The organism is Gluconobacter sp. DsW_058 (assembly GCF_002153615.1).
Taxonomy (GTDB): Bacteria; Pseudomonadota; Alphaproteobacteria; order Acetobacterales; family Acetobacteraceae; genus Gluconobacter; species Gluconobacter cerinus.
Map to the genome: position 1 here is coordinate 1 of NZ_JOPH01000005.1, position 21,835 is coordinate 21,835.

17 protein-coding genes are annotated in these 21,835 nt (G+C 57.5%); 6 read left to right on the plus strand and 11 right to left on the minus strand.

Annotated elements, in window-relative coordinates; genetic code table 11:
* Positions 1–249 precede the first annotated feature (249 nt).
* The gene (clpB, locus tag HK24_RS03400; protein WP_086633330.1) at positions 250–2,850 is read right to left on the minus strand and encodes an ATP-dependent chaperone ClpB; all 2,601 of its coding nucleotides are present in this window, start codon (positions 2,848–2,850) and stop codon (positions 250–252) included.
* A gap of 89 nt (positions 2,851–2,939) precedes the next feature.
* Entirely contained in the window at positions 2,940–4,019 is a 1,080-nt protein-coding gene (locus HK24_RS03405) for an aldo/keto reductase (RefSeq protein WP_064274815.1), read from the minus strand.
* A 186-nt stretch (positions 4,020–4,205) separates the two neighbouring features.
* Here HK24_RS03405 and HK24_RS03410 point away from each other — a divergent pair, with 186 nt between their 5' ends.
* The gene (locus tag HK24_RS03410; RefSeq protein ID WP_086633331.1) at positions 4,206–6,407 is read left to right on the plus strand and encodes a DPP IV N-terminal domain-containing protein; all 2,202 of its coding nucleotides are present in this window, start codon (positions 4,206–4,208) and stop codon (positions 6,405–6,407) included.
* Here HK24_RS03410 and HK24_RS03415 read toward each other — a convergent pair.
* The 4 genes from HK24_RS03415 to HK24_RS03430 form a co-directional block, all read right to left on the minus strand.
* Positions 6,404–6,964, minus strand: a complete 561-nt coding sequence (locus HK24_RS03415; protein ID WP_086633332.1) for a hypothetical protein — start codon at positions 6,962–6,964, stop codon at positions 6,404–6,406. The two genes, HK24_RS03410 and HK24_RS03415, sit on opposite strands and share 4 nt — an antisense overlap.
* A 16-nt stretch (positions 6,965–6,980) precedes the next feature.
* Positions 6,981–8,372, minus strand: a complete 1,392-nt coding sequence (locus HK24_RS03420; protein ID WP_086633333.1) for a M20/M25/M40 family metallo-hydrolase — start codon at positions 8,370–8,372, stop codon at positions 6,981–6,983.
* Between the two features lie 124 nt (positions 8,373–8,496).
* Positions 8,497–9,153, minus strand: a complete 657-nt coding sequence (gene grxB, locus HK24_RS03425; RefSeq protein ID WP_086633334.1) for a glutaredoxin 2 — start codon at positions 9,151–9,153, stop codon at positions 8,497–8,499.
* A gap of 50 nt (positions 9,154–9,203) precedes the next feature.
* Entirely contained in the window at positions 9,204–9,788 is a 585-nt protein-coding gene (locus HK24_RS03430) for a YqgE/AlgH family protein (protein ID WP_086633335.1), read from the minus strand.
* Between the two features lie 70 nt (positions 9,789–9,858).
* Here HK24_RS03430 and HK24_RS03435 point away from each other — a divergent pair, with 70 nt between their 5' ends.
* Both HK24_RS03435 and HK24_RS03440 read left to right on the plus strand, forming a co-directional pair.
* A complete protein-coding gene (locus tag HK24_RS03435; RefSeq protein ID WP_086633336.1) occupies positions 9,859–10,614 on the plus strand; it encodes an SDR family NAD(P)-dependent oxidoreductase in 756 nt (251 codons plus the stop codon).
* Positions 10,604–11,482 carry a PPK2 family polyphosphate kinase gene (locus tag HK24_RS03440; protein WP_086633337.1) on the plus strand — a complete coding sequence of 293 codons (879 nt, stop codon included), beginning with the start codon at positions 10,604–10,606 and terminating at the stop codon, positions 11,480–11,482. Before HK24_RS03435 ends, HK24_RS03440 begins: the two co-directional genes overlap by 11 nt.
* A gap of 63 nt (positions 11,483–11,545) precedes the next feature.
* Here HK24_RS03440 and HK24_RS03445 read toward each other — a convergent pair whose 3' ends face one another.
* Both HK24_RS03445 and HK24_RS03450 read right to left on the minus strand, forming a co-directional pair.
* Entirely contained in the window at positions 11,546–13,369 is a 1,824-nt protein-coding gene (locus HK24_RS03445) for a DEAD/DEAH box helicase (RefSeq protein WP_174694805.1), read from the minus strand.
* A gap of 124 nt (positions 13,370–13,493) precedes the next feature.
* A complete protein-coding gene (locus HK24_RS03450; RefSeq protein WP_174694804.1) occupies positions 13,494–14,144 on the minus strand; it encodes a class I SAM-dependent methyltransferase in 651 nt (216 codons plus the stop codon).
* A gap of 85 nt (positions 14,145–14,229) precedes the next feature.
* Here HK24_RS03450 and dapF point away from each other — a divergent pair, with 85 nt between their 5' ends.
* The 3 genes from dapF to ftsY all read left to right on the plus strand — a co-directional run bounded on the left by dapF (position 14,230) and on the right by ftsY (position 18,004).
* Positions 14,230–15,003 (plus strand): diaminopimelate epimerase, encoded by a 774-nt coding sequence (gene dapF / locus HK24_RS03455; RefSeq protein WP_086633569.1) that lies wholly within the window; start codon positions 14,230–14,232, stop codon positions 15,001–15,003.
* A complete protein-coding gene (locus tag HK24_RS03460; RefSeq protein ID WP_086633339.1) occupies positions 15,000–16,205 on the plus strand; it encodes a MiaB/RimO family radical SAM methylthiotransferase in 1,206 nt (401 codons plus the stop codon). Before dapF ends, HK24_RS03460 begins: the two co-directional genes overlap by 4 nt.
* An 833-nt stretch (positions 16,206–17,038) precedes the next feature.
* Positions 17,039–18,004 carry a signal recognition particle-docking protein FtsY gene (gene ftsY, locus HK24_RS03470; protein WP_086633340.1) on the plus strand — a complete coding sequence of 322 codons (966 nt, stop codon included), beginning with the start codon at positions 17,039–17,041 and terminating at the stop codon, positions 18,002–18,004.
* Positions 18,005–18,018: 14 nt separating this feature from the next.
* Here the strand turns inward: ftsY and HK24_RS03475 are convergent, their stop codons facing one another.
* From HK24_RS03475 to HK24_RS03485, 3 genes are all read right to left on the minus strand, one after another.
* Positions 18,019–18,480 carry a hypothetical protein gene (locus HK24_RS03475; protein ID WP_086633341.1) on the minus strand — a complete coding sequence of 154 codons (462 nt, stop codon included), beginning with the start codon at positions 18,478–18,480 and terminating at the stop codon, positions 18,019–18,021.
* The gene (locus tag HK24_RS03480; RefSeq protein WP_086633342.1) at positions 18,477–20,447 is read right to left on the minus strand and encodes a protein kinase domain-containing protein; all 1,971 of its coding nucleotides are present in this window, start codon (positions 20,445–20,447) and stop codon (positions 18,477–18,479) included. Before HK24_RS03480 ends, HK24_RS03475 begins: the two co-directional genes overlap by 4 nt.
* Positions 20,448–20,538: 91 nt before the next feature.
* Positions 20,539–21,828, minus strand: a complete 1,290-nt coding sequence (locus tag HK24_RS03485; RefSeq protein ID WP_046900827.1) for an adenylosuccinate synthase — start codon at positions 21,826–21,828, stop codon at positions 20,539–20,541.
* Positions 21,829–21,835: the final 7 nt, after the last annotated feature.

Sequence of the window (21,835 nt, forward strand, 5' to 3'; positions counted from 1 at the left end):
CATCATCTCAACCGCCCCGGCCAGACCCTCGAAGAAGGCCCCGCCGCGTCGGTGAACGGGCTTATACGGCCACCACACATCACTGTCAAACAATCATCATACTACACTTATCCACAACACTAACCCACAGATTTCCTACACTTTCCCCCCTTACACACACTTTCCATTCACAAAACAAAACTAAAAAAATCAAAAAAAACGCCAGAAAAATCTGGCGCTTTCTTCGAAAGTCCCGGTTTTCCGCGACAATCAGTCTGCGGAGGACGAACGACCGTTAATCGTCAGGCCCTTATCGTCTGCAGAGACGGTGATGGTGTCGCCATCCCGGATGGTTCCATCCAGCAGAAGTCCTGCAAGAGGGTTCTGAAGGCTGCGCTGGATCACTCTCTTCAGCGGACGGGCGCCATAGACTGGATCATATCCTGCTTCGGCCAGCCACTCGGTCCCCTTCTGATCCAGATCCAGTGTGATCTTGCGATCTTCCAGAAGCTGACGCAGGCGACCCAGCTGAATGTCGACAATCCGTCCCATATCTGCGCGCTGCAGACGGGAGAACAGGATGATCTCATCCAGACGATTCAGGAATTCCGGCCGGAAGTGATTGCGCACCACCTGCATGACCTGCGCCTGCACCAGTTCCGGCGATTCACCGTCTTCCTGATTCGCCAGTACGTCTGAACCAAGGTTACTCGTCAGAACGATGATCGTATTGCGGAAGTCCACAACACGTCCCTGCCCATCCGTCAGACGGCCATCATCGAGCACCTGAAGAAGGATGTTGAAGATGTCCTCATGGGCCTTCTCAACCTCATCAAACAGGATGACCTGATAAGGACGACGACGCACAGCTTCTGTCAGAACACCACCTTCGTCGTACCCGACATATCCCGGAGGTGCGCCAATCAGACGCGACACTGCATGCTTCTCCATGAATTCACTCATGTCGATCCGCAGCAGAGCCTTCTCGTCATCGAACAGGAACTGGGCCAGCGCCTTTGTCAGCTCGGTCTTGCCCACACCCGTCGGACCAAGGAACAGGAACGACCCAATCGGGCGGTTCGGATCCTGAAGTCCTGCTCGGGCACGACGCACAGCATTGGCAACAGCCACCAGAGCCTGCTCCTGTCCGACCACACGCTCACGCAGCGTATCTTCCATCCGCATGAGCTTGGCGCGCTCGCCTTCGAGCATCCGATCTACCGGAATACCCGTCCAACGGGACACAACCGATGCAATGCCCTGATCCGTGACGCTATCTGCAAACAGGCCAGATTTGGATGCTGCGTCTTCCTCTTCCTGCGCTTTCGCAATCTGAGCTTCCAGGTTTGGAATCAGGCCGTACATCAGCTCGGAAGCCTTCGCGAGATTTCCCTGACGCTGCGCCACATCCACATCGGACCGTGCTGTATCCAGCTGCTCCTTCAGCTTCTGAATAGCATTCACGCGATCCTTTTCGGCATGCCACTCGGCACCCATCGCATCGGACTGCTCCTCCAGATCAGCCATTTCGGCCTCAAGAGCCTGCAGACGATCCTTGGACGCCGTGTCGTCTTCCTTACGGATGGCTTCACGCTCGATCTTCAACTGAATGATGCGGCGATCGAGTTCGTCCAGAGCTTCCGGCTTGCTGTCGATCTGCATCCGCAGACGGCTGGCAGCCTCGTCAATCAGATCAATGGCCTTATCCGGCAGGAAGCGATCCGTAATATAACGGTTGGAAAGCGTTGCAGCGGAGACAATGGCGTTATCCGTGATGCGCACACCATGGTGAAGTTCATACTTCTCCTTGATGCCACGCAGAATAGAGATCGTATCCGCGACAGATGGCTCACCAACGAAAACCGGCTGGAAACGACGGGCAAGCGCGGCGTCTTTCTCGATGTACTTCCGGTATTCATCGAGCGTCGTCGCACCAATACAGTGCAGCGTCCCGCGAGCAAGTTCCGGTTTGATAAGATTGGACGCATCCATCGCACCATCGGAACGGCCAGCGCCCACCAGCGTGTGCATCTCGTCAATGAAGAGAATGACCTCGCCTTCGGCCGTCTCAACTTCTTTGAGAACTGCCTTCAGACGCTCTTCAAACTCACCACGGAACTTCGCACCTGCAATCAGAGCCCCCATGTCGAGCGACATCAGTCTCTTGTTTCGGAGCGCTTCTGGCACATCGCCATTAACGATACGCAGCGCCAGACCTTCAACGATTGCGGTCTTACCAACGCCTGGCTCACCAATCAGAACCGGATTGTTTTTGCTGCGGCGGGCCAGAACCTGAATGGTGCGCCGGATTTCTTCATCACGGCCAATCACCGGATCGAGCTTGCCAGCCTGTGCAATCGCCGTAACGTCACGTGCATACTTCTTCAGCGCATCAAACGTATTCTCGGCGGATGCGCTGGTCACTGTCCGCCCCTTGCGGATCTGTGCAACGGCACGTTCCAGCGCGGAGGCATCGGCCTTTCCTTCAACCAGTGCTTTACCCGCGGCAGATCCGCTCGCAGCAATGGCCACGAGCAGACGATCCTGCGCAACATGGCTGTCACCTGCGGCTTTTGCAGCGGCTTCAGCGGAATCCAGTAGCCTAACGAAATCAGGCGTAGCTTGCGGCTGACCTGCACCGCCGCCCTGAACCTTCGGGAGCTTGGCAAGTGCTGCATCATTGGCAGTCTGAACAACTTTTGGATCACCACCCGCAGCCCGAATAAGGCCGGATGCAGCGCCCTGATCATCATCCAGCAGGGCCTTGAGCAAATGCTCCGGCGTCAACTGCTGATGGTAGTCTCGAAGGGCAATAGTCTGTGCAGCCTGAAGGAAACCCTGGCTTCGCTCAGTAAATTTTTGAATGTCCATTCTAATATATCCTCTCATGCCCCGTATCGGCGGCATATGGTGTCTCGGTCGCCCCCGAAGGCGACGACCGGTGATGAATATTTAGGCACTCATTTTTTTGTTTCAAGGGCATCCCGATGACGTTTCGCTGGCCCGTGCAAGACCATGTCGGCCTCTGACAACCTGCCAAACGCATTCCTCTGCTGATGCCAGTATGGATAAATCAGATCCGGCGCACTGACATCGTCAAGCCGTGCGACTTGTGCCTTCGTCAGACGCAGTGATGCCGCAGCCAGATTATCCAGCAACTGGGTTTCCTTACGGGCTCCAATCACTACGGACGTCACACCTGGTTTGTGCAGCAACCATGCCAGTGCAACGCGTGCAGGCGAGACATCGTGTTCCTCTGCAATCTCCACCAGCACTTCAACCGTATCGTAGAGTTTTTCGATATTGCGGACTTCCGGTTCTGGCCAACCCGAAATACGGCGGCTATCCGCAGGCGCCGTCTTCCCGCGACGATATTTGCCCGTCAGCAGCCCACAGGCAAGCGGGCTCCAGATCTGAACGCCCAGTCCTTGATCCACAGCGAGTGGCAGAAGCTCATATTCCGCATCCCGTGCTTCCAGAGAATAATAGATCTGTTCGGAGACCGGCGTAATGAGACGGTCCCGCTCCGCGGCAGACAGAAGCTTCATGGCCTGCCAGCCAGCAAAATTGGAAAGTCCCGCATAGCGGATCTTGCCCTGGTCCCGAAGCGTCTGAAGTGCCTCCAGCGTCTCTTCAACCGGCGTCAGACCATCCCATTCATGCAGATAATAGAGATCAATATGGTCTCGCCCTAAACGACGCAGGCTGTCATCACAGGCATTCAGAATATGATGCCGTGACAGGCCCTCTTCGTTCGGCCCTTTGCCCGTCGGAAACCGGACTTTGCTCGTCACAAGCAGTTCCCGGCTTCTGCCTTTCAGAACACGACCAAGAATTTCTTCGGCTTCTCCACCCGAATAACCATCGGCCGTATCAAACATGTTGACGCCATGCTCTACGCAGAGATCCACCATGCGTGTCGCCTCTGAGACGTCAACATTGCCGGTGGAAGCGAAATCGCCCTGCCCTCCGAACGTCACAGAGCCAAAATTGAGTGCGGAAATTTTCAGGCCAGAGCGACCTAGCTGACGATACTGCATATCCATCAGGTTCCTCTTCTGAGACAGACCATGACACACAACACCTCAACGGTGGATCAGTCCCGGTAAAATCGGCCCCGCTCTCATCATCGTGAGCAAGGCGACTTCTCATGCTCGTGCACTCTGTTCAGGAACGACAGGTCAGTCCATGATTGATGTCAAAACCTTTCCTGTCCCGGAGCCGCCATGCCGTCATTCCGTCTCCGCAGAGCCCTGCTGTCCTGCGCGTTCCTGTCTTCCCTGCTTCCCGCCTTACCGGCCATGGCCTCCGAACCTGCATCATGCATGCTCGATCTTGCCAAAACACGGAACGGAACGCTGGGTCTGCCCACACGATCAGAAGTGACACCGGATGGACATTCGGTTCTCTTCCTGCGTTCTGGCCCGTTCGACACACGCCTGCATCTGTTCCGCTACGATCTACCTGACCATTCGCTGCACGAACTTGCAGCCCCGGAAGCGGGTCCAGAGCACTTGTCCGTTGAGGAGAAAGCCCGGCGAGAGCGGGCCCGCCAGTCCATGTCTGGCATCACCGACTATCAGATGAGCGAAGATGGCGGCACGATCCTGGCATCTCAGGGTGGACGCCTCATCCGCATTGCTGCCGATGACGGCCGGGTATCTTCCGTTGATGGCAACTGGATCGCGCCCCGCCTTTCCCCGGACGGACAGACCATTGCCGCGGTGAGGGACAATGACCTCTACGCGGTCAATCTGGTAACGGGCGCCGAAACACGTCTGACCACTACAGGCACAGAAACGCTCACCAATGGGTTGGCCGAATTTGCCGCAGCAGAAGAACTGGAGCGCCCGGATGGCGCCTGGTGGTCTCCGGACAGTCAGACCGTGTTGTTCGAAGAAGCTGATTCAGGCAACGTCGAAAAACATTACATCACCAATCCAGAGACGCCCCAGGCGGCTCCGGTCGAGTTCCGTTATCCGCGCGCCGGCACACCCAATGCACGAACACGTTTTGGTCTCACCAGCATCAAAGGCGAAGACGTTCGCTGGATTGGCTGGGATCATGAAGCATGGCCCTACATGGCACGTGCGGTCTGGCGGAAGAACGGTGGCCTATTCCTTGTTCTGCTCAACCGGGAACAGACGCAGGAACAGGTTCTGTCCGTTGATCCAGCAACAGGCAAAACGACGCTCCTCCTCGCAGAAAGCGACAAGGCGTGGCTCAATCTTGATCCACGAGACGCCGGCGGCAGCCATGCCTTGCCCGTTGTGCTGAACGGTCAACAGGGTTTCCTTTGGGCCTCGGAGCGCGGAAAAACGTGGCAGCTTGAACATCACGCCCCAGACGGGTCACTGAAGCGGGTTTTGACGCCCGATACCCTCCCTTACGTCGCGTTCAATGATTACGACGCAGACAGCAACAGCGTTGTCGTGACGGTACGCCCGAACCGAATTGATAACGAGATCGTCCGGATTTCACTCGCGGACGGCAAGATCACTCCGTTCATCACGGAGCCAGGCATCCACAATGTCCATTTCACCAATGGTACCCATCGCCTGCTGGTCGATGCGTTTGCCGCCGCTGACGGAACTCGGCGCACTCTTCTGCGGGACGCAAAAGGGAAAATCCTGGCCAGCCTCCCGGGTATTGCGCAGCCCCCTCACCTTCCCGTCCACGTACAGTTCACAACGGCCGGGGACCGACAACTCGATGCCGCGATCATCCGACCAGAGCATTTCCAGAAGGGCCATCACTATCCGGTCGTGTTGTCCGTCTATGGCGGCCCCGGCGTAAAGCTTGTGCACGATACACCGTCGAGCTTTCTGGAAGACCAGTGCCTCGCCAACCAAGGCTATGTCGTTGTCACGCTGGATGGACGCGGCACTCCAGGTCGGGATCATGACTTTGAGCGTACCATCAAAGGCAACCTGATCGATGCTCCCCTTCAGGACCAGATCGATGGCTTGCAGGGGCTGGGCAAAACCTACCCTGAACTCGATCTGTCACGGGTGGGTGTTTATGGCTGGTCTTTCGGGGGCTACTTCACGGCAATGGCCACCATCCGCCGTCCGGACGTCTTCAAAGTCGGCGTTGCAGGTGCACCCCCTGTCGATTTCGCCGATTACGACACCGCCTATACCGAACGCTACCTGAACACCCCGCAGAACGGCCCGGAAGGATATCGCAAAAGCAACGTCCTAACCTATGCGGACGACCTGAAACGCCCCCTTCTGGTCATGCACGGCCTGACAGACGACAACGTGTACTTTGAAAATACCATGAAGCTGACACAGGCCCTTCTGAAAGCCGGGAAACCTTACGATCTCCTCCTGCTCCCCGGCACGCATATGCTGCCTGATCCACTCTTGCGCGCGCGCGTAAGCCAGCGTCGTGCAGAGTTCCTGGGTGACGCTTTAAAGCCCTAAGGTTGATCTGCCTGGGCCGCATGATCCGAATGGTTCGGAGAGGCAGCCCAGGCTTTCAAGGCTGCCTGATATTGCCGCGATGCTTTGAGCCTGGGCATGTAGGTAATGGCGCGATGGCTGGAGAGTGGGAAGGTCTGCCCATTAAACGATCCTCGCGCGCCACAATGCCCAACCCGACAAGCACTGTCAGCATCCTGCAAAACAACATCTTTCCCAGTCCGGCGAAGCGTCAGGCGACAGGGCTTCTCACCGGCCATGAAGGGCGGTTCCTGATACACCAGAGCCTCTCCCTCCATGCGGCCGATGCCTGACAGGGAACACATGTGCCCATTGAAGAACTGTGTTTCTATTCGCAGATAGGCCGCCTCTGCGCTGACGGGCACAACCTCCAGAACATTGTCGCTCCAATAGGTATCACCCGACACGTCACCGTTTTGGAAATGCGTACTGTACCGCCCGGAAAGCTGATTTTGTTCAGGAGCGGGCCTCCCCATCGCGACATGAGCCATCGTCGCTCCCGCCAGAACCACTCCCAAACAGACAGCAACACTCCGCATCTACAAAGTTTCCCTCTTAGTGAGACAGCTCCGGAATCAAAACCAGAAGCGCATCCATTGCCGGACCAACGGCGGAAACCGGCGTCCGTTCATTCAGTCCATGCATGAAGGAGTCTGAATTCTTGATGAAGATCGGGCTGATGCCATAGCTGGGAACACCATGAGAGCGGAACCACATGCTGTCGCTCGCTCCGGATGACATGGCTGCAAAGACCGGCACACCCGGATAAGCCGCGTGAATGGCGGCATCAATCGCATGCACCACATCAGGCCGCATGGGAGACGCAGCAGTTTCAACAGACCCTTCTGTCGCGTCTTCAATCTTCATACCCGGGTCCTGCGCCGCGTCGCGCAGCTCAGCCATGATCGAAGCCCGGGAGTGCCCCGGAAAGATGCGACAATTGATATTAGCCGTCGCCCGCTGGGGGAGCGCATTAAGCGCATGACCACCTTCAATCATCGTGACCACACAGGTTGTGCCAATCCGCCCCACAAAGGACGGGTCAGCCGATAGCGTGGCAATGGCCTTTTCATTGACTGGATTGGCTGCGAACGCTTTCATGGCAGCCGCAATATCAGGCTTTTGCCAGCGGGCCGCATTGACAAAGAAACTACGGCTCAGGTCATTCACTTCCGGTTTGAAGCGATGTTGCTGTATCCGCAGAAGATCGGCACTCAACTCATCAATGGCATTGACGGATCTCGGCTCCGAAGAATGACCACCGGGGTTCGTAACGGTCAGACGGAAATCAGCGTAGGTTTTTTCCGCACCTTCCCATGTGAAATAATCTGGCTTCCCCGTCTTTTCATCCAACGTGCCATTGGCCCCGTCCATGTTCAGAACAAGTTCGGCATTGGACAACTTGTCAGCGATGATGGCGCCAGTTGCCATCGTCGTCTCTTCATCTCCCGAGAACTCGATGATGATATCCCGGCGGGGCACGTACCCTTCTTTTTTCAGCTCCAGCAGAGCAGAAATAGCCAGTGTATCATCCAGCTTCATGTCCGTTGAGCCACGGCCGAGCAGATAGCCATTTTCAATCTGTGGTTTGAAAGGATCGTGCGTCCAGTCAGACGCCTTGGCTTCAACCACATCCATATGGCCGGAAATCACCAGCGGCTTGAGAGAGGAATCACGGCCAGGCCAACGGGCAATCAGATACGCCGTATCCTTGTAGGGCGTGATCGTCACATCCGCAGGCGCAAAACCTCCCTTAACCAGAGCCTCCCGGAAAAGGGCTGCGACCTGTGGTGTCTGGTTGGCTGGCCCCGCAACAGATCGCAGGGCTATGGCCTGCTCAGCAAGGTTCAGGGCCTGCGTTGCGGCGTCATGATGCTGGGGAGCTGCGGCAAGCGCGCTCCCGCTCATCAGGGCCAGTAACAATCCTGCGCCAATCGTATTCCGCATCGTCTTCTCCTGCATCAGATGCGAAATCGTAACCATACGGACAGTGGATGCCTAGCCGGGACGTTGCAGGACATTTCCATCCATCCGGCGAGATGATTTCAAGATGTCCTGCAATGGCCTTTCCTCAGGCCGCAAACCCATCCAGCAGGCTCACACCAGATTTTTCAGACATGGTCTGACGGTAAGCCTCAACCCCGAGCGGGTAACGCAGTCCTTTGATGAGTGACATGCTGTGAAGCTGGGCAAACAGATGAATATCATCTGTGGAAAGTGTACCATTCACGGCTTCAGGAGACTGGATCAGAGGCTCGAGCTCTTCCAGCAATGCGTTCAGCTCTGCAATTTCCTTTGAGCCATCTGCCAGAATTTCCCAGAACGGGCCGGTAGACTCTTCCTTGCGGCGAATAAAGCCCGCCCGGGAAGACGTTGTCGCGAATTCAGGCAAGGGTGCGCAAACTGCACGCGGTAAGAAGAGGCGATACGTGGCTTTGCTGCTTGCACGCAGCCAATCTGCAATGTCCTTGCGAACCGGCCCGTTCAGAACCGGCGCGCCAACTCCATCAATATGGGAGACGATATCCATGCTCTCCGGCATGTATCGACCGTTCTCCTCCAGAATCGGGACAACCTTTCTCCCAACCATACTGATCGGGCCAGCTTCGTCGTCATTCAGGAAAATACGCTTTTCGAACGGGATGTTTTTCAGGCCAAAAATCATCATGGCCTTCACGCAGAACGGGCAGTGCTCATAAACGTGAAGGATACGGGTTGTCTGATTCATGATCTGAAAATCCTCATGTCTGTCAAAAGTCGTTGCTCCGAATAAATCGGTCAGGCTTCACCTATAGCGGAGGAGAGCAGCAGCGGATCAATGTTGATGGCCGCCAGTGCCTTTCCCCATTTTTTTGAATGATCCATGCCAAAGACAATCTCATCGCTGGCCGGCGCAACCAGCCATGAACTATCCCTCAGGATCTCTTCTTCAAGCTGACCCGGTGCCCAGGATGCATGGCCAATAGCCATCAATGCCCGCTTGGGGCCCTGCCCCGCAGCAAGCTCCCGCAGTACATCCAGACTGGCCGTCAACGTCGCCTGATCATTGACGCCCAGGCTGCCCTCTCCGTTCCAGTCTGTCGAATGCAGAACAAACCCATGTGAATGATCGACGGGGCCACCCATACAGACGGCAATCCGGCGTTCAGGAGGGTTAGGCTCAATTCCGAGCTGCGCAAAAAGATCATCCAAACCCGGCTGGGCCAGACGACGGTTGATAATCAGCCCCATCGCCCCGTCTTCGGGGGAGTGAGCACAGAGATAGATCACGCTCTGGGCGAAGACTGTCTCCGCCAGTTGCGGCGCCGCAACCAGGAGCATGCCTGTCAGGTTGTCATTCTGTCCGGCGAGTGTTTTCTTCATTCTCTACAAATGGGTGCATCTCGTGCCTCTTTGCAAGCGTTCCCATGTCGAGAGTTTTATGGAGGTCTTCATGTCCCTTACCGTTCTCGTGACCGGTGCCACTGCCGGCTTCGGACACGCCATCGCCACACGCCTCGTACAGGATGGCCATCGCGTCATCGCCACAGGAAGACGGGCAGAACGTCTTGAGGCCCTGAAAGCCGAACTCGGGGACAATCTTCTCCCCTTCCCTCTGGACATGACGGACCGCGACGCACTCCGCGCACTGCCAGGCAGCCTGCCGGAAAACTGGCGAACTGTGGACGTTCTGGTCAACAACGCGGGCCTGGCGCTCGGTATGGAGCCAGCACAGGAAGCCAAGATCGATAACTGGGAAACGATGATCGCCACCAACGTCTCCGGTCTGGTGGAAATGACCCACGCACTGCTGCCCGGAATGGTTGAGCGCAACTCCGGGTATGTCATCATGCTCGGCAGCACTGCGGGCCTCTACCCCTACACTGGCGGCAATGTTTATGGCGCCACGAAGGCGTTCGTGCGGCAGTTCAGCCAGAACCTGCGAACGGATCTTCTGGGCCAGCGCATCCGCGTTACGGATATTGAACCGGGACTGTGTGGCGGAAGCGAATTCAGCTCTGTTCGCCTCAAGGACGACGACAAGGCAGCCGCTGTCTACAAAGACACCACGCCCCTGACCCCGCAGGACATCGCAGAAACAGTCTCCTGGCTCGTGGGCCTGCCGTGGCACGTGAACGTCAACACAATGGAGATCATGCCTGTCTGTCAGGCTTCTGGTGGCCTTGCGGTGAACCGTCATGTCGGCTGAAAGCGGTATTCCCTCGCGCCTTACAATTACGGACGGCACGAAGTTCAAACTGACCGACTTCAGAACCGATGACCGGATTGGGCACGACAAGAAAAGTGCCCATACCCGCATTCGGGACTGCGTGGACCGGATGGCTATTCTGCAGGGACGTCTGGCGGCCCACGGGTCCCACGGCATTCTGGTCGTGCTGCAAGGGATGGACACGGCAGGAAAGGATGGTGCTATCCGTCATGCCTTCTCCGGTCTGAACCCACAGGGCTTTCACGTCACATCCTTCAAGACACCCGCCGGTGCCGCGGAAAAGCGTGATGACCTCTGGCGTGTGCATCTGATGGCGCCAGCCCGAGGCGAAATCGCGGTTTTCAATCGCAGCCACTATGAGGATGTTCTGATCGCACGTGTTCATCCGGACATCGTCAGAGCACGCGGGCTCAACCCGGATGAGCCCGGCTTTTGGGACCGAAGACTGGCTGACATCCGGCACTTCGAAAGCTACCTGACGCACCAGAACGTCATCATTCTGAAGCTCTTTCTGCATATCTCTGCGGACGAGCAGAAGAAACGTATTCTCAAACGCCTCACCCAACCGGAGAAGCGCTGGAAATTTTCTCCATCGGATCTAGCCGAGCGTGAGAAGTGGCCGGATTACACCAAAGCTTACGAGGCTGCCATTCAGGCAACGTCCACTCCGGAAGCCCCCTGGCACATCATCCCTGCTGACCATAAATGGGCAGCCCGCTTGATGGTCGCCGAGGCCCTGCTGGAAACCATGGAAAAACTTCACCTCAAAGTACCCGAAGAAAAGCTCTCCGACACATTGAGGGCTGCCCGTGATGCCCTTCTCGCAGAAGGGTCTTCCAGGACCTAATAAAGAAAAACCCCCGCCGGATCACTCCGGCGGGGGTTTTCAGTTCTGACGTAAGATCAGAAATCAGGAACGACGCTTGCGGCTCGCACCTTCACCTGATGAGCCACCAGCGCCCGGCTTCGGACGACCGAAACCGGAACCGCCGCGGCCCTTGTAACCGCCGCCAGCACCGCCACCGCGCGGGCCGCCCTTGAAGCCGCCACCAGCGCCACCGCCGGACCGACCAAAACGCTTGCCTTCGCCCGGGTTACGACCACGGGAACCATAGCTGCTGCCACCGGCAGGCTCAGCAGACGGTTCGATCGTCACTTCGTCAGGCTCAGCGCCAGCCACGCAGGACTTGAAGCGCTCGACGCTCTCATCCGTGATCTGGAAATAGGTCTGATCCTGCTCGATGCGGATGCTGCCGATGTCACGCTTCTGAACGTTACCAAGACGGCAGATCAGCGGGATCAGCCACTTCGGATCAGCGCGCTCTGTACGACCGACGCTCATCTTGAACCATTCGCCCGACACGATGCGCTCTTCACGCGGTGCGCGTTCCGGACGATCGCCACGGCTCTGTGGAGCTTCAACGGACATCGCACGGATCTGCTCAACGTTCGGCAGGCGAGCACGGTACATCTGCACCAGCGCTGCTGCGAGCTTCTTCGCGTCGTAGGTTTCAGCCAGCTTCAGAACCAGCTCATCCGTCGTCTCTTCGGATGCGTTGGCGAGGATCGGATCGTCCAGCAGGCGCTTCGTGTCCTGAGCGGCGATCGCGTCAGCCGTAGGAACAGCTTCCCATTCGGCCTTCACGCGTGCCATTTCCAGCAGACGCTCAGCACGACGGCGCTGGTTCATCGGCACCATCAGCACACTGGTGCCCTTGCGGCCCGCACGGCCGGTACGGCCAGAACGGTGCAGCAGGGTTTCAGAAGCCGTCGGGATGCTGGCGTGAATCACAAGGTTCAGCGCTGGTACGTCAATGCCACGAGCAGCAACGTCAGTCGCGACACAGACGCGGGCCTGACCGGAGCGGAGGCTCTCGATCGCACGGCTACGCTCGTTCTGACCCATCTCGCCGGAAATGGCGACAGAGGCGAAGCCACGCTCCAGAAGAGCAGCCTGCACCTGACCAACCATCATACGGGTGTTGCAGAACACCATGGCCGTCGGACTTTCGTAGAAACGCAGAACGTTCACTAGGGAGCGCTCGATTTCCTGCGGAGCCGTTACGACGCAGCGGTAGGTGATGTCAGAATGCTGCTTGGCGCCGGAAACCGTATCGATGCGCTTGGCATCTTTCTGGAAGCGCTTGGCAAGAGACGCGATTTCGCGTGCAATCGTTGCCGAGAACAGCAGGGTGCGACGCTCGGACGGAGACGCATCCAGAAGCTGCTCAAGCTCGTCACGGAAGCCCATGTCCAGCATTTCGTCAGCTTCGTCGAGAATGACGCAGCGCAGACCGGACAGGTCAAGGGAACCACGGGACTGATGATCACAAAGGCGGCCTGGCGTTCCCACAACAATGTGGGCGCCACGGCTGAGGTCGCGGGCTTCACGGCGGGCATCCGTGCCACCAATGCAGCTCGCGATACGAGCGCCGGTCTCGGCATAGAGCCACTCAAGTTCGGACTGGACCTGAAGGGCCAGTTCACGCGTCGGGGCAATAACCAGAGCCAGCGGCTGTGGCGACGGCGGGAGGCGATCAGCCTCACCAAGCAGCGTCGGCGCAATAGCCAGACCAAAAGCTACGGTCTTGCCTGAACCCGTCTGGGCGGAAACCAGAAGATCACGATCCTCCAGCCCTGGCTGCAGAACTGCTTCCTGAACGGGAGTGGGCTGTTCGTAGCCACGCGCCGTCAGGGCGCGCAGAAGGGCAGGATGAGTATCGGGGAAAGGCATATTTAATGAACACTCGGCAAACGTCACGCCGACGGCAAAAAGCGGCGGCTGGGATGCCGCTGCATAAAGACTTCCGAGCATAAATGCCAGAAGTAACGCATCCGAACCTGCGAATCAGGCAAAATCAGCCTCTGGGCTTCCGCCCGACAACCGCCCGAACTGTGTCACGCCACGCCGTCAGATCTTCCGGAGGAACGACCTCACCTGTGTCGAGTTCCCCAAAACCAGCCTTCGAAAGAAGAACACTGACAAGACGTGCGCGGTCTTCTGGCTCCAGAGCCTGCCACATTGCAACAGCTTTCTGCTGATGAAACTGATCTGAGAATGTGACAATCAGAGGAGCTCCTTCCTTCAGAACACGAAGGGCTTCCGTCAGGACTTTCAACGGCTGCGTCAGGTATGCCACCCCGTCACACAGGGTTATGGCGTCAATTGTGTCGTCTTCGAACGGCAGGATGGGATCTGCGTTCAGATCCTGTACAATCCGTGTCGTCAGCACAGGATTTGTGTCCAGCGCAGCCTTGGACGCTCCCAGTCCGATGGCATCCTGAAACCTAGCCTCTTCCGGGTAATGACTGAGTGACCCCGCCATCAGATCCAGAACCGTGCCCCCAACGGGAAGAGAGGTCTGATAAAGTGCTGCAACCGCCGTGCGTGCGCCCATATCCATCAGCGAATCCGGAAGACGCTGCGCATAGAAGATCGTATCCGGTTCATTATTGACGCGCGTAAATGCCGCTGCGTGAAAACCTTCAACCTGTTCCGTGCCGCTCATATCCATCTCCTCCTGACTGACCTGTCGAAATGAGGGTATGTTCCTCGTGCGTCAACCCGCAGGATGCTCTATGGGAGGCACCATCATGACCCTTTCTTTCACCAAGATGCACGGCTTGGGCAATGATTTCATCATCATTGATGGCCGCGAAACCGACCCCGCCCTTGACGAAGCCACCATCCGGCACCTGTGCGACAGACGCTTCGGCATCGGCTGCGACCAGCTCGTCCTGCTCTCTGCTCCAACCTTGGAAGGTGCGGATGTTCTGGTCCGTTTCTTCAATGCTGATGGGTCGGAATCCGGCGCCTGCGGGAATGCATCACGGTGTGTTGCCAGCCTCGTTAGTAACAATCCCGTTCTCCAGACCCGGGCCGGACTTCTCCTCACGTCACAGAATGGCGATCGCATCACGGTGAATATGGGCGCTCCCCGGATTGGCTGGCAGGACGTGCCGCTGTCCAAAAACTGCGACACACTTCACCTGCCCCTGCATGATGCAGCCGCCTGCTCCATGGGAAATCCTCATGCGACCGTTTTCGGCGACGTATCGCGCGCAGAAGACCTCGGCCCCTCTCTTGAGAAGTCTCCGCTCTTCCCACAGCGCGCCAATATCGGATTTGCGGATCTCATCACGCCCGGCCACATGCGCCTGCGCGTCTGGGAACGCGGTGCGGGTTTGACGCTGGCTTGCGGCTCAGGAGCCTGCGCTGCCGTGGTGAACGCCGTACGCCGGGGCCTTGCAGACCGGACCTGCCTCGTGACCATGGACGGTGGAGACCTAGAAATCACCTGGCAGGAAAACGGAGACGTCCTGATGACCGGACCGGCCACAACCGTTTTCCATGGCAAGCTTCCGTGACATCCCCTTCCGTTCTGACATTCGGCTGCCGTCTCAACGCGCATGAGAGCGACGGCATGGCGCATCACGCCCGCGGGCAGGATGATACCATCATCGTCAATACATGCGCCGTCACGACTACAGCCGAGCGGCAGGCGAGGCAGGCCATCCGCCGCGCTCACCGCGAGCGCCCGGATGCAAAAATAGTCGTGACAGGCTGCGCGTCGGAAATTGACGCCAAGCGCTGGATGGAGCTGCCCGGCGTGGTGCGGGTCGTGCCCAATGCTGACAAGCTCAAGCCCACCACATGGGGTGACAGCAAGCCCGGCCTTCCGCCATCACGGCATGCCCGTGCTCTGCTTCAGGTCCAGCAGGGATGCGATCATCGCTGCACGTTCTGCATCATTCCCTATGGCCGGGGAGACTCCCGCTCCACCCCCACAACGGAAGCTATTTCGAGAGCCCGCGCCCTGACTGAGGCAGGGCATCGTGAAATCGTTCTCACGGGTGTTGATATTGCTTCATGGCAAGGCACAGATGGCGAAGGTCTGGGCCGGATGTGCCGGACGCTCCTGCAGGACGTTCCCGCCATCGAACGCCTACGCCTGTCGTCCGTCGACCCTGTCATTCTTGATCCGGAAACGGGAGATCGGGACCTCTGGTGGCTTCTGGAAAACGAGCCCCGCCTGATGCCACATCTGCATCTGTCTCTTCAGGCTGGTTCCGACCTCATCCTCAAGCGCATGAAACGCCGACACACCACCACGCAAGTCGCGTCCATGCTCCAGCATGCTCGCACACTCCGCCCGAATATTGGTGTTGGTGCAGATATCATCGCGGGCTTCCCGACAGAAACAGACACGCTTTTCAACGAAACACTCTCCTTCATCGAAGAGCAGGGTATCCCGTTCCTGCATGTCTTTCCCTACAGCGAACGCCCCGGCACACCCGCCGCCCGAATGCCCGCGGTGCCGAACGGAGAACGTCAAGCCAGAGCAGCCCAGCTCAGAGCTATTGGCGAGGCGAACCGCGATACGTTTCTTGAAAAATTTGTGGGTCAGACTGTGAACGTCCTGATCGAGACACCTGACCGAGGCCACTCGCCGGAATTTGCGCCCGTGCGCTTCGCAGCCGATGCCTCACCCGCAGTCAGAGGGAGCATCATTCCCCTGTCGATCTACAGTGTCTCAGAAGGGCATCTTCTGGGACGCAGCCCTGCCTAAAAACCTGCGGTCAGGGCGAAGCGGACAGAAACTGGCTCCAGCGAATAACCTGTTGTACCGCTCTGCACAACAGACGCCGGTGTCAGTCGATAGTTATACGCATATTGTGCCGCTTACGCATGCGCATTGAAAACGTCCGCTCCAAGTTTCAGGTTTTGGGGAAAGCGAAAGCCAATATTCAAGCTACGTTCCTGTGGAGCGCAGGCCGGTGGGTATCCTTTAAGCCAGCGGCCCTGCAAACCGCCATACCAAGGTCCTCGATCTGCAAGGATGCCGAACGACCAGACGAAACTCGGGGCGTTCATCACCTACCCACCATCAATTCTATAACTTGCCAGATCCGACGCCCGATAACGCGCTCTCGCACAGGACAAATCAGTGTTGCGCTCAAGCCAAATAACGGGATTGTACTAGGGCAGAGGCCTCTACCCCCTCCCGACGACTGGCAGGCCGGGAAGACGTTACGTCCGCATCACCGTTGTAACTAAACTCGGGCGCAAAATCGGGGATAAAGGCAGCCGCCTGAACATTCAAATGAATGGGTAGGTGTGATCCGTACACCGACTTCACCGCTGACATTGCGAGCGGAGATCGTCGGACGGAAACCCTCTTCTGTCACTGAGGTAGAGTTTGGTCTTCTTCCAAAGACCAAACACCAGACATTCCTCTTAGCTTCACACCATAAAACCGGGGTGAAGAACCATACGCCCCCATAGAAACTGGAACGCTTTCGGACTGTAAATGTGTGAAACAATCGCCCAACAACCCGTTTACTCTCAGGAAATCGACGCTACAGGCTTGACGTTAGGCCTGACCTGTCCGAACTCCCGTAAATGGCTGGATTTTTCTCACGACTCAAACAGGGTCTTTCACGCTCGAGCTCACGGCTCGGAGCTGTGTTCACGCATCGCAAGCTGGACGATGCTGCTCTCGAAGAACTCGAAGACGAACTGATCGCGGCAGACCTGGGTCCTGTCGTGGCAGAGCGCGTTATCGAGAGCTTTCGCAGTTCCCGCTTTGGCAAGGACGTCACCAGTGACGAAATCCGCGATGCCCTCGCCGAAGAAATTGCGCGGGTTCTGGAGCCGGTTGCGATCCCGTTTGAGCCTGATCCGAAGAAGAAGCCACATGTCGTTCTCGTGGTGGGCGTCAACGGTGTCGGCAAGACCACGACCATCGGAAAAATGGCCCGCCATTACAGCGAAGACGGCAAATCCGTCATGCTCGTGGCGGGAGATACTTTCCGTGCTGCGGCTGTCGAACAGCTTCAGGTCTGGGGGCAACGCTCAGATGTGCCCGTTATCGCGGGAAAACACGGAGCTGATGCTGCTGGCCTCGCCTATGACGGCATCAAACGCGCGACGGAAGAGGGCAAAGACCTTCTCTTCATCGATACGGCCGGCCGCCTGCATAATAAGGGCGCGCTCATGGAAGAGCTGGCCAAGATCATCCGCGTCATGCAGAAATTCGACCCAACCGCCCCGCATTCGGTATTGCTGGTGCTGGATGCAACGACCGGTCAGAACGCCATTGAGCAGGTGCGCGTGTTCCGTGAGCTGGTGAACGTGACAGGCCTGATCGTGACCAAACTGGACGGTTCTGCCCGCGGCGGAATTGTGGTCGCACTAGCAGAACAGTTCAAACTGCCCGTGCACATGGTCGGGGTCGGCGAACAGGCCGAAGACCTGCGCCCGTTCTCAGCTCAGGATTATGCGCGCGGTCTTGTGGGTGGAGCTACGGGAGATCTTGCCTCCCGGCTTGTCGAGACCCCCTCAGAAGAAGAAACCCCGGAAGATTGAAGATACCGGCCCTTTCAGGGCTGCCTCTCACCGTCTGAAGTCAGCCATTCCTCTCGCAGGGCGTCGATCTTCTTTTCGATGGCCCTGCGCTCTCTGCGAACATAATCCGCATACCAAAGTCTGGCACCAATGGCAGACGCTTCCGCGACAAGCCACGCCACACCAACGGCCATCCAGTCCATCACAAGCAGCATTGGCTGCATAATTTGCTGGGTACAGGCCTCCCAATCCCCATGAGACAACCATGCTTCCCTCAAGGGATGAACCATGACAGCCCCCAGATAAAACAGAACGATCATGATGCGCTGCCGATCAGCGTCCGGATCGATGAATCGAAGCACGATCAGAGGCAGCAGCAGAACACCGCCCACAAGCAGACTGCCCGGCACATACGCCAAAAGCAGCCCAAGGATGAGGCCGTGCCACCATTTGAAACTCGCCTCTGTCACGCGCAAACGCACTGACTGGCGGGTCATTCACAAAACTCCAGCCAGATACTGGTCATCGCGACAGCAATCCCGATCAAGAGTGAGAAGAACTCTCCAGCATTGCGGGCCTGTTTTTCATGGACAGCTTTGCGGACAGGCTCCTCCTCGAGAACTTTCTCAAGATGGGCAATCTCTGCTTCAGCCTGTCGAGCCAACTTGCGATCATGCTGCAAGCCGGCAGGGTCAGTGACGTTATCAAGAAACTTCGTAAGATTTCCCGTTTCGGCCAGCTGAAAAAGCCGGGCACGACGCTTTGCTCTCGTCGTTTTGCTTCGCCATTGCTTAAGCTCGTTTTCCAGCAAGGAAAGCGCCCGCTTTGCCACAGTACTGAGGGGCGTCTTGTCGAAACGGCGTTGGGCCGCAGCCATCAACGTCAGATCCGAAAGCCAGGACGGAAGACCCGCTTTCTGGGACTGAGCAAGTGGGATGATTCCCTGGCGCGCGCAATGACTTTCCAGAAAGGTCCGCATCTGCTCGTCCAGAAAACCTGAACGCCCCAGGTCGTCGGCAGAGAGCTCCTGTTCCGAAACGTGCCGATCCAGCCATTGCAACAGACCCGCTGACAACGAGATCCGTTCTTTCAGGCAACGAGAAGACAGGCAGGGCTGATAGACATTCACATCGTAAGGTACACGACGGATCTGCTCCATTCCCTTGGCACCTGTTCGCCGGGCATCAGTCGCGAGATCATTGATCTGCTTTGCCTGCAATGCGGGCAGCGAAGGAACATCAAACACTTCTGGGCTCGTCATCAGGAAGCCCGCTATCCCACGAATATTGCGCTGCTCTTCAGGCGGGAACCGTCCGGCTTCGGCACACGCCAACATATGAGGAATGGCGGATGGCCAGAACCAGTGTCCGGCCCAGAACATTGGAGCGGCAGGGTCCAGAATGGCAATAGCCCGTGTCACAACCATTGTCGTCGGGTCGACGGCTTTGTTTCCGCTGGATGGCAAAAACGCAATTCCAGCCTGTTCGATCAGGCTGGACATGACCGACAGTTCCAGCTCGCGATGTAACCATTGGCTGACAATTTTTCGCTGAAGCAGAGACAGGAACTCATTAGGATATGTCCCGGCATACCATGCCAGTGCCTGTGGTGTTCTGACCTCCACACCGCCAATGACCAGCGGCGAGCGCGCGGGAATATCAGGCCGGATTGAAAACAGCTTGCTCGGCGCAATCGTTATAAGGTCATTGGGAGAGGGTCTGTTTTCGGGCCTGTCTGAAAGCATGGCCTCCAGAAGGGAGACCAGACCTGCGGGAACATTATGCCCCTGCATGTAGGCCTCAGCAGAACCCACCTCAAAACGTCGTTGCAGAATTTCGTTATCTGACATGCCCCTCAGGGGCAGTTCCCCGATGCAAAGGGAGAGAACCAGTACTCCCAATGAGAAGATGTCACAGGCAATCGTCCCGCCACCCCGCGCCGTTGGATGACAGACTGCGGAGGACAAAGGCTCGAACAGGACAGGCTGCGCTTCTGCATTACAGGCAACCCCAAGCGGGCCAACGACCACCTGATGCAGCCCCTGCCCAACAAACAGATTATCTGGCCGGATCCCGCGACAGGTCAGCCCCATGGAGGAGAGCTTCTCAAGAGCATCGGCAATAGGGCGTATAACCCCATCAATGATCTGGCTTTCAGACCAGACACCCAGATTGTCCTTCAGGGACGGTCCGGGAGGGTGCGTACATAGCACCCAGAGCGAGCCTGCATGATATTCATGGGCATGCAGGCCGATAACACTCTCATGCCGGAAAAACATAAGATCAGAGAAATGGGGAGATGGCATGGACGGTGCCAGAGCCAGCCAGGTTGAACCTGTGGCCGTAATGTCCTGAGCCACCCAGGCAGGACAGCCGCTGAGGTCAGGTTGTTTCTGGCTCGCATTCACCAGGTAACGGTCTGCGATCAGCAGTTCGGGGCTGTCATCTCCCTGAGTGTAATCCATGTCCGTTCCATCAAATTCCTGTCTGACACTCTATGCCGGACAGGAATTGAGGCTTCGTTAACGGACCGGCGGTTTCCCGTTCAGAAAAAACTCAGTCTTCGAACGGGTCACGCATCAGAATCGTGTCATCACGCTCTGGGCTGGTGGACAGCAGCGTAACCGGAGCTTCAATCAGCTCTTCAATGCGACGAACATACTTGATGGCCTGTGCCGGCAGTTCACCCCAGGAACGGGCGCCCGCTGTGGTTTCCTGCCAACCTGGCATCGTTTCATAAATTGGCTTCACACGGGCCTGTGCACCCGGAGCGGATGGGAAGGTATCGATCTTCTTGCCGTCCAGCTCATAGCCAACGCAGATCGAGATTTCTTCCAGACCGTCCAGCACGTCCAGCTTCGTAAGCGCAATGCCCGTGACGCCACCAACGCGGGCTGCACGACGCAGCATGACAGCATCGAACCAGCCACAACGACGCGGACGGCCAGTAACAGTGCCGAACTCATGACCACGCTCACCGATCGTCCGACCAACATCATCGAACAGTTCGCTCGGGAACGGACCTTCGCCCACGCGGGTTGTGTAGGCCTTGGCAATACCCAGAACGAAGCCGATGGAAGACGGGCTGACACCACTGCCAGACGCAGCAACGGCTGCAACCGTGTTGGAGCTTGTCACGAACGGATAGGTGCCGTGATCGACGTCCAGCATGACGGCCTGTGCACCTTCAAACAGGATACGACGACCAGCACGACGCGCTTCGTCCAGACGGTCCCAGACCGGGCATGCGAAAGACATCAGACGCGGTGTGAATTCCGTCAGGAAGTCCTTGAGTTCTTCCTTCGTAAAGGTCTCAGCACCCAGACCCGCCAGCAGCGTGTTGTGATGCAGAAGCACTTCGTCCAGCTTCCAGTCCAGCGTCTCGGGCTCGGCCAGATCACAGACACGAATGGCGCGACGGGCAACCTTGTCTTCGTAAGCCGGGCCGATACCGCGGCCAGTCGTGCCGATCTTGCGATCCCCGCGAGCAGCTTCACGCGCACGATCCAGCGCACCATGGACTGGCAGGATCAGCGGAGCATTCTCGGCAATCCACAGCGTTTCCGGCGTGACCTTCAGGCCCTGCGCCGTTACGCGGTCAATTTCAGACATCAGCGCCTTCGGATCAATGACAACGCCATTGCCGATCACGCCAATCTGGCCACGCACGAGACCTGATGGCAGCAGTGACAGCTTGTAGACCTGATCGCCGACAACCAGCGTATGACCGGCGTTGTGACCACCCTGGAAACGGACAACGATATCAGCGCGGCTGGCAAGCCAGTCCACGATCTTGCCTTTACCCTCGTCCCCCCATTGGGTTCCGATCACGGTGACGTTGGACATGAGCTGG

Excerpts from the sequence above, each read along its gene's own strand:
- clpB (WP_086633330.1), bottom strand. The coding sequence starts at position 2,850 with ATGGACATTCAAAAATTTACTGAGCGAAGCCAGGGTTTCCTTCAGGCT.
- HK24_RS03405 (WP_064274815.1), bottom strand. The coding sequence starts at position 4,019 with ATGCAGTATCGTCAGCTAGGTCGCTCTGGCCTGAAAATTTCCGCACTC.
- HK24_RS03410 (WP_086633331.1), top strand. The coding sequence starts at position 4,206 with ATGCCGTCATTCCGTCTCCGCAGAGCCCTGCTGTCCTGCGCGTTCCTG.
- HK24_RS03415 (WP_086633332.1), bottom strand. The coding sequence starts at position 6,964 with ATGCGGAGTGTTGCTGTCTGTTTGGGAGTGGTTCTGGCGGGAGCGACG.
- HK24_RS03420 (WP_086633333.1), bottom strand. The coding sequence starts at position 8,372 with ATGCGGAATACGATTGGCGCAGGATTGTTACTGGCCCTGATGAGCGGG.
- grxB (WP_086633334.1), bottom strand. The coding sequence starts at position 9,153 with ATGAATCAGACAACCCGTATCCTTCACGTTTATGAGCACTGCCCGTTC.
- HK24_RS03430 (WP_086633335.1), bottom strand. The coding sequence starts at position 9,788 with ATGAAGAAAACACTCGCCGGACAGAATGACAACCTGACAGGCATGCTC.
- HK24_RS03435 (WP_086633336.1), top strand. The coding sequence starts at position 9,859 with ATGTCCCTTACCGTTCTCGTGACCGGTGCCACTGCCGGCTTCGGACAC.
- HK24_RS03440 (WP_086633337.1), top strand. The coding sequence starts at position 10,604 with ATGTCGGCTGAAAGCGGTATTCCCTCGCGCCTTACAATTACGGACGGC.
- HK24_RS03445 (WP_174694805.1), bottom strand. The coding sequence starts at position 13,369 with ATGCCTTTCCCCGATACTCATCCTGCCCTTCTGCGCGCCCTGACGGCG.
- HK24_RS03450 (WP_174694804.1), bottom strand. The coding sequence starts at position 14,144 with ATGAGCGGCACGGAACAGGTTGAAGGTTTTCACGCAGCGGCATTTACG.
- dapF (WP_086633569.1), top strand. The coding sequence starts at position 14,230 with ATGACCCTTTCTTTCACCAAGATGCACGGCTTGGGCAATGATTTCATC.
- ftsY (WP_086633340.1), top strand. The coding sequence starts at position 17,039 with ATGGCTGGATTTTTCTCACGACTCAAACAGGGTCTTTCACGCTCGAGC.
- HK24_RS03475 (WP_086633341.1), bottom strand. The coding sequence starts at position 18,480 with ATGACCCGCCAGTCAGTGCGTTTGCGCGTGACAGAGGCGAGTTTCAAA.
- HK24_RS03480 (WP_086633342.1), bottom strand. The coding sequence starts at position 20,447 with ATGGATTACACTCAGGGAGATGACAGCCCCGAACTGCTGATCGCAGAC.
- HK24_RS03485 (WP_046900827.1), bottom strand. The coding sequence starts at position 21,828 with ATGTCCAACGTCACCGTGATCGGAACCCAATGGGGGGACGAGGGTAAA.